General features: G+C 62.2%; 13 protein-coding genes. 12 read left to right on the top strand and 1 reads right to left on the bottom strand.

Features of this window, described 5'->3' with window-relative positions; all coding sequences use genetic code 11:
* Positions 1-45 precede the first annotated feature (45 nt).
* Entirely contained in the window at positions 46-1,110 is a 1,065-nt protein-coding gene (locus PP263_RS15775) for a transposase (RefSeq protein WP_308364633.1), read from the bottom strand.
* 108 nt (positions 1,111-1,218) lie between these two features.
* Here PP263_RS15775 and mnmE point away from each other — a divergent pair, with 108 nt between their 5' ends.
* The 12 genes from mnmE (at position 1,219) to atpG (ending at position 13,234) form a co-directional block, all read left to right on the top strand.
* Positions 1,219-2,595 (top strand): tRNA uridine-5-carboxymethylaminomethyl(34) synthesis GTPase MnmE, encoded by a 1,377-nt coding sequence (mnmE, locus tag PP263_RS15780; protein ID WP_308364635.1) that lies wholly within the window; start codon positions 1,219-1,221, stop codon positions 2,593-2,595.
* A gap of 657 nt (positions 2,596-3,252) precedes the next feature.
* Complete coding sequence (gene mnmG / locus PP263_RS15785; protein WP_308364636.1) at positions 3,253-5,142, top strand: tRNA uridine-5-carboxymethylaminomethyl(34) synthesis enzyme MnmG; 1,890 nt, start codon at positions 3,253-3,255, stop codon at positions 5,140-5,142.
* A gap of 132 nt (positions 5,143-5,274) precedes the next feature.
* On the top strand, positions 5,275-5,925 hold the full coding sequence (rsmG, locus tag PP263_RS15790; protein ID WP_308368622.1) for a 16S rRNA (guanine(527)-N(7))-methyltransferase RsmG: 651 nt from the start codon (positions 5,275-5,277) through the stop codon (positions 5,923-5,925).
* A 55-nt stretch (positions 5,926-5,980) separates the two neighbouring features.
* On the top strand, positions 5,981-6,787 hold the full coding sequence (locus PP263_RS15795) for a ParA family protein (protein ID WP_308364637.1): 807 nt from the start codon (positions 5,981-5,983) through the stop codon (positions 6,785-6,787).
* A gap of 12 nt (positions 6,788-6,799) precedes the next feature.
* On the top strand, positions 6,800-7,699 hold the full coding sequence (locus PP263_RS15800; protein WP_308364638.1) for a ParB/RepB/Spo0J family partition protein: 900 nt from the start codon (positions 6,800-6,802) through the stop codon (positions 7,697-7,699).
* Positions 7,700-7,933: 234 nt separating this feature from the next.
* On the top strand, positions 7,934-8,293 hold the full coding sequence (locus PP263_RS15805) for an ATP synthase subunit I (protein ID WP_308364639.1): 360 nt from the start codon (positions 7,934-7,936) through the stop codon (positions 8,291-8,293).
* Between the two features lie 49 nt (positions 8,294-8,342).
* Positions 8,343-9,269 (top strand): F0F1 ATP synthase subunit A, encoded by a 927-nt coding sequence (gene atpB / locus PP263_RS15810; RefSeq protein ID WP_308364641.1) that lies wholly within the window; start codon positions 8,343-8,345, stop codon positions 9,267-9,269.
* Between the two features lie 64 nt (positions 9,270-9,333).
* Entirely contained in the window at positions 9,334-9,579 is a 246-nt protein-coding gene (gene atpE / locus PP263_RS15815) for a F0F1 ATP synthase subunit C (RefSeq protein ID WP_020413895.1), read from the top strand.
* Positions 9,580-9,651: 72 nt separating this feature from the next.
* On the top strand, positions 9,652-10,122 hold the full coding sequence (locus PP263_RS15820) for a F0F1 ATP synthase subunit B (protein WP_308364643.1): 471 nt from the start codon (positions 9,652-9,654) through the stop codon (positions 10,120-10,122).
* 12 nt (positions 10,123-10,134) lie between these two features.
* Positions 10,135-10,671, top strand: coding sequence for a F0F1 ATP synthase subunit delta (locus tag PP263_RS15825; protein WP_308364644.1), 537 nt, complete (start codon positions 10,135-10,137; stop codon positions 10,669-10,671).
* A gap of 50 nt (positions 10,672-10,721) precedes the next feature.
* Entirely contained in the window at positions 10,722-12,266 is a 1,545-nt protein-coding gene (gene atpA / locus PP263_RS15830; protein WP_308364645.1) for a F0F1 ATP synthase subunit alpha, read from the top strand.
* A gap of 107 nt (positions 12,267-12,373) precedes the next feature.
* Positions 12,374-13,234 (top strand): F0F1 ATP synthase subunit gamma, encoded by an 861-nt coding sequence (gene atpG / locus PP263_RS15835; RefSeq protein WP_308364646.1) that lies wholly within the window; start codon positions 12,374-12,376, stop codon positions 13,232-13,234.
* The last annotated feature ends 36 nt before the right edge of the window (positions 13,235-13,270 follow it).

Genomic DNA, 13,270 nt, shown 5'->3' on the forward strand with positions numbered 1-13,270 from the left:
CGAAGCGGCCCCTGTGCATTCCGGTCGATTGACATCCTCCCCTTCCTAAAGGAAGGGGATTCCTCCGGCGAGACGCTCATGCCCGAGCGCGAGAATGTTCCTGGCCGCGTTGAGATCGCGGTTGTGCGAGGCACCACACTCGCAGCAGGTCCATTCTCTTATTCCAAGCGCGGCTCTACCTTTCGGTCTGCTGGCGGGAATACTCCCGCAGCACGAGCAGCGCTGGGTGGTGTAGGACTCGTCGACCTCTTCGAACACGACGCCTGCGTGTGCGCATTTGTAGTCCAGCATCGTTTTCAATTGGCCCCAGCCGGCATCGAGCACGGATTTGGCCATGGAGGTTTTGACGAGTTGTTGAGAGCTGACATTGCCGACGAAGATGGCGGCACTACGGTCCACCAGCTTGCGACTGAACTGGTGCAGGTCGTTCTTGCGCCGGTTTCTGATCCTGGCGTGGATGGCGCGCACTCGGTGTTTCTTTCGGGCGCGCTGGGCGATGCCCAGTTTCTGCTGCTGGTCCCGGTACCAGCGGCCGGCTTCCAATTTCAGGGCCGGGTCAGTGGTGGTGGCGATGTCCTTGAGACCCAGGTCGATGCCGATAGCGGCCTTGCCGCAGCCCGGCTGCGGCTGAATCTCCACCGCCACATTGAAATACCAGCGCCCACGGGCGTCCTCCGAAAAACTGCCAGCCCGGAACCGGTATTGGCTGAGGCCATAGCTGTCCCAGACCTTGAAGTACAGGCCGGCATAGCGCACCTGGCCGGATACCCAGCGGGCGGCACCGGCCTTGAAGGGGACCCAGCCTAGGGAGCGGCGCACACCTCCTGAGCGGCGCCACTGCAGCTTAGCCTTGCAGAACTGCCGGCGCCGGGTGGCGAATTCCTCGGCGATGGCCTGGACGGCGGTGGAATCGATGGAGAGATAGCGGGAGCTGCCCTTGCTGTACTTCTGCAGGTCGTAGGCAGACAGCCATTGGCCGGTACGGTTCAAATGCTTGGCGGAAAGCTCGTTGTAGTAGTTCCACACCAGGTTGACGTCCCGGGCCATCTGGCGCAGGAGCTTGGTGTGTTTATCGCGCACGCGCACCTGGAGGGTTTTAATGAGCGGCATAGCTGGATATTAATCCAGTATCAAATAATCAGCAATGCTTTGCATTGCCCGCTATCCATCCCCACCTGAAGGACGGGGCTTTCCGCGGCAAACTGGTAAACTCTGCCCATGCCAAAGCAAAACCTCCACAGAGACACCATCGCCGCCGTCGCCACCGCCCCAGGCCGTGGTGGTATCGGTGTGATCCGCCTCTCCGGCCCGCACGCCCGGGAGTTCGCCCGCGCCATCTGCGGAGAGGGAGAGTTGCAACCGCGCCGCGCGCACTACCGCAACTTCCACCACCGCGGGCAACTGATCGACCAGGGCATCGCGCTCTTCTTCCCCGGCCCCCACTCCTTTACCGGCGAGGACGTGGTGGAGCTGCAAGGCCACGGCGGTCCGGTGATTCTCGACCAACTGCTGCACGCCGCCATCGAATTGGGCGCTCGCCAGGCGAGGCCCGGTGAGTTTTCCGAGCGCGCTTTTCTCAACGACAAGATCGATCTGGCCCAGGCAGAGGCCATCGCCGACCTGATAGAGGCTGGCAGCGCCCAGGCGGCCCGCAATGCCATGCGTTCACTGCAGGGCGTATTTTCCGAAAAAATAGAAAGATTAGTGGAAAATCTAACCCATTTGCGCATCTATGTCGAAGCGTCGATAGATTTTCCTGAAGAAGAAATCGATTTTCTTGCAGATGGCAAAGTCGCGGCGGATCTGGACGCTCTTTTGCACCAGTTGGCGCAAGTGGAGGCCGAGGCCCGCCGCGGCAGCGTGGTGCGCGAGGGTATGCGGGTGGCCATCGCCGGGCGCCCCAACGCTGGCAAGTCCAGCTTGCTCAATGCCCTGGCCGGCCGCGAGGCCGCCATCGTCACCGAACTCGCCGGCACCACCCGGGATATCCTGCGCGAATATATCGATATCGACGGCATGCCCCTGCATATCGCCGACACCGCCGGCCTGCGGGACTCCCCCGACCGGGTGGAACAGATCGGCATAGCCCGCGCCTGGGAGGAGATACGGGGCGCGGACCGGGTGCTGCTGGTGGTGGACGCGGAGCAGGCCAACTCCCTGGACCCGGAACAGGCCTGGCCGGAATTCACCGCGCAGCTGCCGGATCCGGAAAAACTCACCCTGGTGCTGAACAAGATCGACCTCACCGATTACACCGCCGGACTGCTGGCGCACACCGACGGAGTACCGGTGATCGCCATCAGCGCCAGGACCGGTGCGGGCCTAGAATCGCTGAGGGAGCACCTGAAACACTGCATGGGCTACAGCGGCGCCGCCGAGGGCAGCTTCAGCGCCCGCCGCCGCCACCTCGAAGCCCTGGCCGAGGCGCGGGCCTTTATCCAACAGGGCGCCGCACAACTGCGCACCGCCGGCGCCGGCGAACTGCTGGCGGAAGACCTGCGCCGGGCGCAGCAGGCCCTCGGCGAAATCACCGGCGCGGTGACCGCGGACGATTTGCTCGGAAAAATCTTCGGCAGCTTCTGTATCGGCAAATAGCCCTGCCTTCCCTTCCCTATATTTTCATCGGACTCGGCACCGGGGTAACCGCGCGCCGCCCTCCTCAAACTATCCACAGGCAACTGGCGAACCAAGCCCGTCCCCACCAAACCCACCCGCTGAACACAAAAGTTGCGCACAGCAATCCACAGTCTTATCCAGATACCTCTACTTGCTCACAGACAACCCACAGGAACTCTCACCGCTTTCCAACAATCACCTGGCTTTGCCCGCCTGCTGTGAATAAAAGTGGGCACAACTCCGTCAAAACCTGAGAGCTCGGGCGGGTATAACTTCCTCAGGGAGAAAAACAGGGGAAAGTTATCCCGTTGGTCCACAGCGCCCTACCGCGGTTGCCCCCGCTCCGGGGCAGAGGTTATCAGCAACCTGTCATACCCAATAAGCGATTGATTTTATTGATATTTTTATAGTTATACCGAAAACGACCGCCCCTAATAACAACAACTAATATAAAACTCTACCAATACAAGATATGTATAAGTTAATTAGTGTATGAATGATAAACAGCAAATGAATGGTTAAAATTTAGTCAGAACGTCGTCGGCCTGCGCTGTTACACTGTTTGCCGCATCCCACCTGCTGGCTATAAAATGTGCGCCCATTTTTTTACTTGTGCAGGGCCTGGCCTGGAAACCTATGGACTACCCCAAAACCTATGACGTGATCGTGATCGGCGGCGGCCACGCCGGCACCGAAGCCTCGCTCGCGGCCGCGCGTATGGGGGCCTCTACTCTGTTGCTGACCCACAACATCGAGACTCTGGGGCAGATGTCCTGCAACCCGGCCATCGGCGGTATCGGCAAAAGCCATCTGGTGAACGAGGTGGACGCCCTGGGCGGCGCCATGGCCGAGGCCACGGATCTGGCCGGTATCCAGTTCCGCGTGCTCAATGCGCGCAAGGGGCCGGCGGTGCGCGCCACCCGCGCCCAGGCGGACCGGGCCCTGTACCGGGGCGCGGTCCGCGCGATCCTGGAGCGGCAGGAAAACCTGGAAATCTTCCAGCAGGCGGCGGACGACCTGATTGTGGAGGGCGAGCGGGTCACCGGAGTGGTCACCAACGCCGGCGTGCGCTTCCGTGCCAGGACTGTGGTGATCACCGCGGGGACCTTTCTCGGCGGAAAAATCCATATCGGCCTCGACAGCCATTCCGGCGGCCGCGCCGGGGACCCGCCGTCCATCGCCCTGGCGCAGCGGCTGCGGGAGTTGCCGTTTCGCGTCGAGCGGCTGAAGACCGGCACGCCGCCGCGGATCGATGCCCGCTCGGTGGACTTCTCCGGCCTGGAGGAGCAGTGGGGCGATACCCCCACCCCGGTGATGTCCTACCTGGGCCGTCGCGCCCAGCACCCGCGGCAGGTGTGTTGCTGGATCACACATACCAACGCGAAGACCCATGAGGTAATCCGCGGGGGCCTGGACCGGTCGCCGATGTACTCGGGGGTCATCGAGGGCATTGGCCCCCGCTACTGCCCCTCCATCGAGGACAAGGTGCACCGTTTCGCCGACAAGGACGGCCACCAGGTATTTATCGAGCCCGAGGGGCTGACCACCAATGAGCTGTACCCCAACGGTATCTCCACCAGCCTGCCTTTCGATGTGCAGATTGAACTGGTGCACTCGATCAAAGGTTTTGAAAAGGCGCATATCACCCGCCCGGGCTACGCCATCGAATACGATTTCTTCGACCCGCGGGACCTGCTGCCCTCCCTGGAAACCAAATTTATTCAGGGACTCTTCTTCGCCGGCCAGATCAACGGCACCACCGGCTACGAGGAAGCCGCCGCCCAGGGCCTGCTGGCCGGCGCCAACGCGGCACTCAAGTCACAGCAGCGCGAGGCCTGGGCGCCACGCCGGGACCAGGCCTACCTGGGCGTGCTGGTGGACGACCTGATCACCACCGGCACCCGGGAGCCCTACCGTATGTTCACCAGTCGCGCCGAGTATCGGCTGCTGCTGCGCGAGGACAACGCGGACCTGCGCCTCACCGAGATGGGGCGCCAGTTGGGACTGGTGGGCGACGCCCGCTGGCGGGCCTTTAGCGAAAAGCGCGAGGCCATCGAGCGCGAGGAACAGCGGCTGCGGGAAACCTGGATTCACCCGCACACCCCGCAGGCCTCCGCGGTGGAAACCCAGCTGCCGCAGCCGCTGGCACGGGAGTACAGCCTGATGGATCTGCTCCGGCGCCCGGAGCTGGGCTACGCCGATGTGGCGGCCCTCAAGGGCGAGCCGGTGGAGGATGAGCGGGTGGCCGAGCAGGTGGAAATTGCCGCCAAATACGCCGGCTATATCGATCGCCAGCGGGAGGAGATCGAGCGGCTGCGGGCCTACGAGGACACCCCAATTCCGGCGGGGTTCGATTACGGCGCCGTGTCCGGTCTCTCCAGTGAAGTGAAGCAGAAGCTGAGCGAGACCCGCCCGGACACCCTGGCGCGGGCATCGCGGATTCCCGGGGTCACGCCGGCGGCGGTGTCGCTGCTGCTGATCCAACTGAAAAAACGCGGCCTGCTCACCCGCAAAAAAGCCGTATAACCTTCCCGTAGTTGTGTAGGAGCGGCCCATGGCCGCGATCGATCCCTCTACGTAGCGATTACGATCGCGGCCATGGGCCGCTCCTACAGGGAAACACGATACCGAGTTGGAAATTTGACGACCTCACTGCAAATGGAAGCCTTCCGCCCCCGCCTGCTCGAAGCCGCCGGGCAGTTGTCGGTGGCGCTGTCCGGGGAACAGCAGGACAAGTTGCTCCTGTACCTGGAACTCTTCGCGCGCTGGAACGCGGCCTACAACCTGTCGGCCATCCGCGATCCGGCGCAGATGCTGGAGCGCCATATCATCGACAGCCTCAGCGTGGTGAACCTGTGCGGCCATGGCTCTGACTCACTGATCGATGTGGGCAGCGGCGGCGGCCTGCCGGGAGTTCCCCTGGCGATAGTCCACCCCGGGCGCCAGGTCACCCTGCTGGACAGCAACGGCAAGAAGACCCGCTTCCTGTTCCAGGTGGCGAGCCAGTTGCCACTGCCCAACGTGCAGGTAATCAACGAGCGGGTGGAGGAATTTTCACCGGGGTCGAAGTTCGATGGCGTGGTTTCCCGGGCCTTCGCCTCCCTGGCCGACATGATTGCGGGAAGTGAGCACTTGCTAGCGCCCGGGGGAAAGTTTTACGCTATGAAGGGTCGGTTGCCGCAAGACGAGTTGAGCGCGCTTCCAAAAGGGATTAAGGTCGAGCAGGTGCACCCCCTGTCGGTACCGGGTTGCGATGCGGAGCGCCACCTTATCGTGCTCAGCCGCCCAGTTGGCGACGATCCCGCTTAAAATTTTCCAAGACCAGATATTTGTCAGCCGCTGTTAACAACAGGGAACAATAACCTTGAGCAAGATATTTGCCGTGGCCAACCAGAAAGGCGGTGTGGGCAAGACCACCACCTGCGTCAACCTGGCCGCCTCTCTGGTGGCCAGTCGCCGCCGGGTCCTGCTGATCGACCTGGACCCCCAGGGCAACGCCACCATGGGCAGCGGTGTGGACAAAAACGAACTGCAACTGTCCAGCTACGACGTGCTCGTCGCCGACCTGCCGGCGCGCAAGGCGATCGTGAGTACCGCCAGCGGCTACGACCTGCTGCCCGCCAACGGCGATCTCTCCGCCGCCGAGGTGGAACTGTTGGATATGGACGGGCGCGAGTCCCGCCTGCGCCGCGCGCTGCGCGATCTGAACGGCGACTACGACTACATCGTGGTCGACTGCCCACCCTCCCTGAATATGCTGACGGTCAACGCCCTCTGTGCCGCCAGCGGCGTGCTGATTCCCATGCAGTGTGAGTACTACGCACTGGAAGGGCTGTCCGCGCTGGTCGACACCATCACCCAGATTCAGCGCGCCGCCAATCCGGAGCTGAAGATCGAGGGCATACTGCGCACCATGTACGACCCGCGCAACAGTCTCACCAGCGATGTGTCCGACCAGCTGTCCGAATATTTCGGCGATCGACTCTACCGCACCTGTATCCCGCGCAACGTGCGCCTGGCGGAGGCCCCCAGTTTCGGCAAACCGGCGCTGGAGTACGACCGTCACTCCAAGGGAGCCATCGCCTACCTGGCGCTGGCCGGCGAGATGACCCGCCGCCACGCCGCCAACCGCAATTCCAATCACAGCGGCCCGGTGGCCGAAGCCGTTTAAGAGGTACACACTATGGCCACCCGGCGCAAAGGTTTGGGCAGAAATCTATCCCATCTGATCAGTGGCGAAGCCAGCCAGGCGATCGCCATGGCCAGCGGCGAGGGCGGTGCGGCAAGGGTGGACGGGGAGCTGCGCGAGCTGCCCATCGAATTTTTGCAGCGTGGCCGCTACCAGCCGCGCCGGGACTTTCCCATGGAGTCCCTGCTGGAGCTGGCGGATTCCATCCGCGCCCAGGGCATCATGCAGCCCATCGTGGTGCGCCCTATCGGCGAGCACAAGTACGAGATCATCGCCGGCGAGCGCCGCTGGCGCGCCGCCCAACTGGCGGAGCTCGACCGGGTGCCGGCGCTGGTGCGCGAAGTGCCGGACGAAGCCGCCATCGCCATGGCGCTGATCGAAAACATCCAGCGGGAGGACCTGAATCCCGTGGAGGAGGCCGCGGCCCTCAAGCGGTTGCAGGACGAATTCCAGCTCACCCAGCAGGAAGTGGCCGAGGCGGTGGGCAAATCCCGCAGTGCGGTGACCAACTTACTGCGCCTGTTGAGCCTCACCGAGGAGGTGCGCACCTTTCTCGAGCGCGGTGATCTGGAGTTGGGGCACGCCAAGACCCTGCTCGGGCTCGCCGGGGAAACCCAGCGCAGTGCGGCGCGCCAGGTGGTCGATCGCGGGCTGACCGTGCGCCAGACCGAAGCATTGGTGCGCCGCCTGCAGCAGCAGGCGCAGAACCCGGCTCCCGCCAAACCCGAAGAGGACCCGAATATCCGCCGCCTGGTGGAGCGACTGTCGGAGAAAGTCGGCGTGCCGGTGTCCATCGACCACAACGACAAGGGTGTGGGCCGGCTGGTGCTCAAGTACAGCAGCCTGGACGAGCTGGATGGCATACTGGCGCACATGGGGTATTGCGAAGACTGAACCACAAGAATAAATAACCGCCTGGTTTCGGCGCGCAACCCCTCGGTTTGTAAGCGCTCACTGTTCCGGCTTCTCGCGGGAAAAAACCCCGAAAATTGACAAAGTTGGCGATATTTGGCGGTTGAACCAGCGATGCGGTTGCTCCTATAATTCGCACGCCCAAATCTTGGGCGGACAGCGCACAAAAACCTGAGTAACCAGGGTCGGCTTACCCCGCCTATGTACAAACCCCCGGTGTTAGTTATTGCCGCGGTACAGCTGCTGCTGGTATCGCTGGTCAGTGCGGCCCTGCACTTTTGCGGCAAACCGGTGATTGCGCTCTCCGCCTTTATCGGCGGAGCCCTGTGTGCGCTGCCCAACGCCTATTTCGGTTTTCGCGTCTTTCATGGCGAGAGACGCCACAGCGGCGCGCGCGCCGCCGGCCAGGTGGTGGAATCCTTCTACCGTGCGGAGACGGGCAAGTTTGTCCTGACCCTGGTAGGGTTTGCCGCGGTGTTTGCCGCGGTCAGGCCGCTGAACGCGGCCGCAGTGTTTATCAGCTATGGCCTCTGCCTGCTTGTGCAGTGGTTATTGGCGGCGCGCCTGGTGAAATAACGCGGGCGCAACAGACAAAGACAAATTTACGAACGAGTGCTGAGGACCTATGGCAGTCGAAGCTCAAACCGCGACGGATTATATCCAACACCACCTGCAGAATATGGCTTACGGCAAGTTGCCCGCGGGCTATACCCGCGCCGACGGCACCGTTCTCAGCGAGAGCACATGGACCCTCGCCCACTCCACCCAGGAAGCCGCGGACATGGGCTTCTGGGCGGTCCACCTGGACACCCTGGGCTGGTCCATCGGCCTGGGCCTGGTGTTCTGCTTCCTGTTTTCCTATGCCGCGAGAAAGGCCACTGCCGGCGTGCCCCACGGGCTGCAGAGCTTTGTCGAGCTGGTTACCGGCTTTATCGACAGCCTGGTGAAGGAGACCTTCCCCCACCGCAACAGCATGGTCGCCCCCATGGCGCTGACCATTTTCGTGTGGGTCTTCCTGATGAACCTGATGGACCTGGTCCCCGTGGACTGGCTGCCCAAGGCCGCGGCCGGTGTGTCCGGCAACCCGCACCTGTTCTTCAAGGTGGTTCCCACCACCGACCCCAACGCCACCCTGGGCATGGCGCTGGCGGTATTCGCACTGATGATTTTCTTCAGCGTCAGGGAAAAGGGAATCCTGGGCTTTATCAAGGAATTGACCCTGCACCCCTTTCATACCGGCAAGTGGTATTTCGACCTGCTGCTGATTCCGTTCAACTTCCTGCTGGAAGTGGTTTCCCTGGTGGCCAAGCCCATCTCCCTGGGCCTGCGTCTGTTCGGCAACCTCTACGCCGGTGAGATGATCTTTATCCTGATCGCCATCGTCTTCGGCGTGGGCGTGCTTGGCTTCGCGGGCGCGATGCTGATGCATATGGGCTGGGCAATTTTCCACGTTCTGGTGATCACCCTGCAGGCGTTCGTGTTTATGGTGCTGACCACGGTGTATATGGCGATGGCCCACCACCGGGACGAAGAGCACGAACACGACCAGTAATTTTTCAATAGTTCACTTTTACACAACCTTTAAAACAACTCTTAACTTTTAGATGGAGAACACAATGGAAGCACTTGGTCTGGTTTACATCGCGAGCGCACTGCTGATCGGTCTGGGCGCACTGGGTACCGCCATCGGTTTCGGCACCCTGGGCGGCAAGCTGCTGGAAGGCTCCGCGCGCCAACCGGAACAGGCTCCGGCGCTGCAGGGCAAAATGTTCCTGATGGCGGGCCTGCTGGACGCCGTTCCGATGATCGGTGTGGGTATCGCCATGTACCTGATCTTCGCCGTCGCTCCTGGTCTGGTGTAATTCCATCGTTCCAATTGCCCTTAACCCCCAAAGTTCTTTTTTGATAAAGAGCAAAGAGCAAGAGGTGTCGGTGTGAATATCAACCTGACTCTAATCGGCCAGTCGATCACTTTCCTGGCCTTCGTATGGTTCTGCTGGAGGTTCGTATGGCCTCCGCTGCTCGGCGTAATGCTGGAGCGCGAGCAGAAGATCGCCACCGGTCTGGAAGAGGCCGAGCGCGCGGGCAAAGACCTGGAGCTGGCACGGCGCAAGGCCGCCGACCAACTCAAGGAAGCCAAAGAGCAGGCGGCGGAAATAATCGAGGGCGCCAACCGGCGCGCCAACCAGATTATCGACGAAGCCAAGCAGGCTGCGCACGCGGAGGGAGATCGCCTGAAGGTCGCGGCGAAAGCCGAGATCGAACAGGAACTGAACCGTGCCAAGGAGCAGCTGCGCAGCCGTGTGGCCGCCCTGTCTATCGCCGGTGCGGAGAAAATTCTCTCGGTCAATGTCGATGCCAAGGCACACGATGATCTGATCGACCAACTGGCAGCCGAGCTGTAAGCGAGGAACCCCATGGCGGAACTCAGCACACTGGCCCGGCCCTACGCCAAAGCGGCGTTCAGTTACGCGCAGCAAGCCTCCGACCTCGGCGGTTGGAGCTCGCTGCTCGCCACTGCGGCCGCGGTCAGCCAGAGCGAGAAAGTGCGCGAGCTGCTGGACAACCCGCAGCTCACCGGCGATCAGCGCGCGGACAAATTCCTGTCGATCTGTTCAGACGACCTCGGCGAACCCGGAAAGAACTTTATCCGGCTGCTGGCGGAGAATCACCGGCTGCAGCTGCTGCCGGAAATTTCCGCGCTGTTCGAGGAGCTGAAGGCGCAGGCGGAGGCCACCCTCGAGGTGGAAGTCGTCTCCGCGCGCTCCCTCAGCGATGCCCAGTCGCAGAAACTGACCCGGGCGCTCAGCGCGAGATTTGAACGCGAGGTGCATCTGCACAGCTCGGTGGACGAAAGCCTGCTGGGAGGCGCGATTGTGCGCGCCGGTGACACAGTGATCGACGGCACAGTGCGTGGCCGTCTGGCCAAACTCGCCGAGGCGATTAACTCCTAATTCATTATCCCGAATCCGCCGCGGCGGGTTCGGGATTCGAGGAACAGAGCATGCAGCAACTGAATCCCTCTGAGATCAGTGAAATTATCAAGAGCCGCATCGACAGTCTCGATGTGGCCACCCAGGCCCAGAACGAGGGCACCATCGTATCCGTATCCGACGGCATCATCCGCATCCACGGCCTGGCCGAGGTGATGTACGGCGAGATGATCGAGTTCGAGGGCGGCGTCTACGGTATGGCGCTGAACCTGGAGCGCGATTCCGTGGGCGCGGTAATCCTGGGCGATTACAAATCCCTGGCCGAAGGTCAGAAGTGCCGCTGCACCGGCCGCATTCTGGAGACCCCGGTGGGTCCGGAACTGCTGGGCCGCGTGGTGGACGCCCTAGGCAACCCGATCGACGGCAAGGGTCCGCTGAACAACAAGCTGACCGACGCGGTGGAAAAGGTGGCGCCCGGCGTTATCGCCCGCCAGTCCGTTGACCAGCCGGTACAGACCGGCCTGAAAGCGGTGGATACCATGATCCCGATCGGTCGCGGCCAGCGCGAGCTGATCATCGGCGACCGCCAGATCGGTAAGACCGCGGTTGCGATCGACGCCATCATCAACCAGAAAGGCACCGGCATTAAGTGTATCTACGTTGCCGTGGGCCAGAAGCAATCCTCCATCGCCAACGTGGTGCGCAAGCTGGAAGAGCACGGCGCCATGGACCACACCATTGTGGTTGCCGCCGGCGCCGCCGACCCGGCTGCGATGCAGTTCCTGGCTCCCTATGTGGGCTGCACCATGGGCGAGTACTTCCGCGACCGCGGTGAAGATGCGCTGATCATTTACGACGACCTGACCAAGCAGGCCTGGGCCTACCGCCAGATCTCCCTGCTGCTGAAGCGCCCGCCGGGCCGCGAAGCCTATCCCGGTGATGTCTTCTACCTGCACTCCCGCCTGCTGGAGCGCGCCGCGCGTGTCAACGCCGACTACGTGGAGAAGTTCACCAACGGTGAAGTGAAAGGCAAGACCGGCTCCCTGACCGCGCTGCCGATCATCGAGACCCAGGCCGGCGACGTTTCCGCGTTCGTACCCACCAACGTGATTTCCATTACCGACGGCCAGATCTTCCTCGAGACGGATCTGTTCAACGCCGGTGTGCGCCCGGCCATCAACCCGGGTATCTCCGTATCCCGAGTAGGTGGTGCTGCGCAGACCAAGGTGATCAAGAAGCTGTCCGGCGGCATCCGTACCGCGCTGGCCCAGTACCGCGAACTGGCGGCCTTCTCCCAGTTTGCGTCCGACCTGGATGAGGCCACTAAGGCCCAGTTGGATCACGGTGCGCGGGTTACCGAGCTGATGAAGCAGAAGCAGTACAGCCCCATGTCCATCGCCGAGATGGCCGTGTCTGTTTACGCCGCCGACAAGGGTTACCTGAAAGACGTTGAAGTGGCCAAGGTGCTCGACTTCGAATCCGCCCTGCTCTCCTACATGAATAGCGAACACGCAGAGCTGATGGAGAAAGTGAACAGCAGCGGCGACTACAACGACGAAATCGAAAGCGGCTTCAAGGCGGCGATTGAGAAATTCGTCGCCACCGGCAGCTGGTAGAGAACTCCCTGGAAAACTTGTAGGAGCGGCCGCTGGCCGCGATCGATCTTTCGCGGCCAGCGGCCGCTCCTACAGAACACAAGTTCCAGCGAACAAGGTAAGAGACTATGGCAGGCGGAAAAGAAGTACGCACAAAAATTGCCAGCATCAAGAGCACGCAGAAAATTACCTCCGCGATGGAAATGGTTGCGGCGAGTAAGATGCGCAAGGCTCAGGATCGCATGGCACTGGGGCGTCCTTACGCCCAGCGCATACGCGCGGTGATCGGCCATGTCGCCAATGCCTCGGCGGAATACCAGCATATCTACCTGCAGGAGCGCGAGACTGTGCGGGTCGGTTACATCCTGGTATCCACAGACCGCGGGCTATGCGGCGGCCTGAATATCAACATGTTCAAGGCGGCCATTCGCGATATGCAGGCCTGGTCGGAAAAAGGCGCCGAAGTGGAAATCTGCGCGGTGGGCAACAAGGCGGCCGCTTTCTTCAACGCCATCGGCGGCACCGTGGTCGCCGCCCTGCGCGACCTGGGCGATGAGCCCCAGGCCAACAAACTGGTGGGCTCGGTCAAGGTAATGCTGGATCGCTTCGGGTCGGGCGATATCGACCGCCTCTTCCTCGTGTCCAACGAGTTCGTCAACACCATGTCGCAGAAGCCGCGGGTACGGCAGTTGCTGCCCCTGCCCAAGGCCGAGGACGAAGAGCTCAAGCACGAGTGGGACTACCTCTACGAGCCGGACCCGAAAGAACTGCTGGACGGATTGCTGGCGCGTTATATCGAGTCCCAGGTGTACCAGGCAGTGGTGGAGAACAAGGCCTGCGAGCAGGCCGCGCGCATGATCGCAATGAAGAGCGCCACCGACAACGCCGGCGAGCTGATCGACGCGCTGCAACTGGTGTACAACAAGGCGCGCCAGGCGGCCATCACCCAGGAGCTGTCCGAGATTGTGGGCGGCGCCGCAGCGGTCTGACCCTGATATTCGCAGGCGAATGGGCTGCCGAAGACA

The organism is Microbulbifer sp. TB1203 (assembly GCF_030997045.1).
In the GTDB taxonomy this organism is placed as follows: Bacteria; Pseudomonadota; Gammaproteobacteria; order Pseudomonadales; family Cellvibrionaceae; genus Microbulbifer.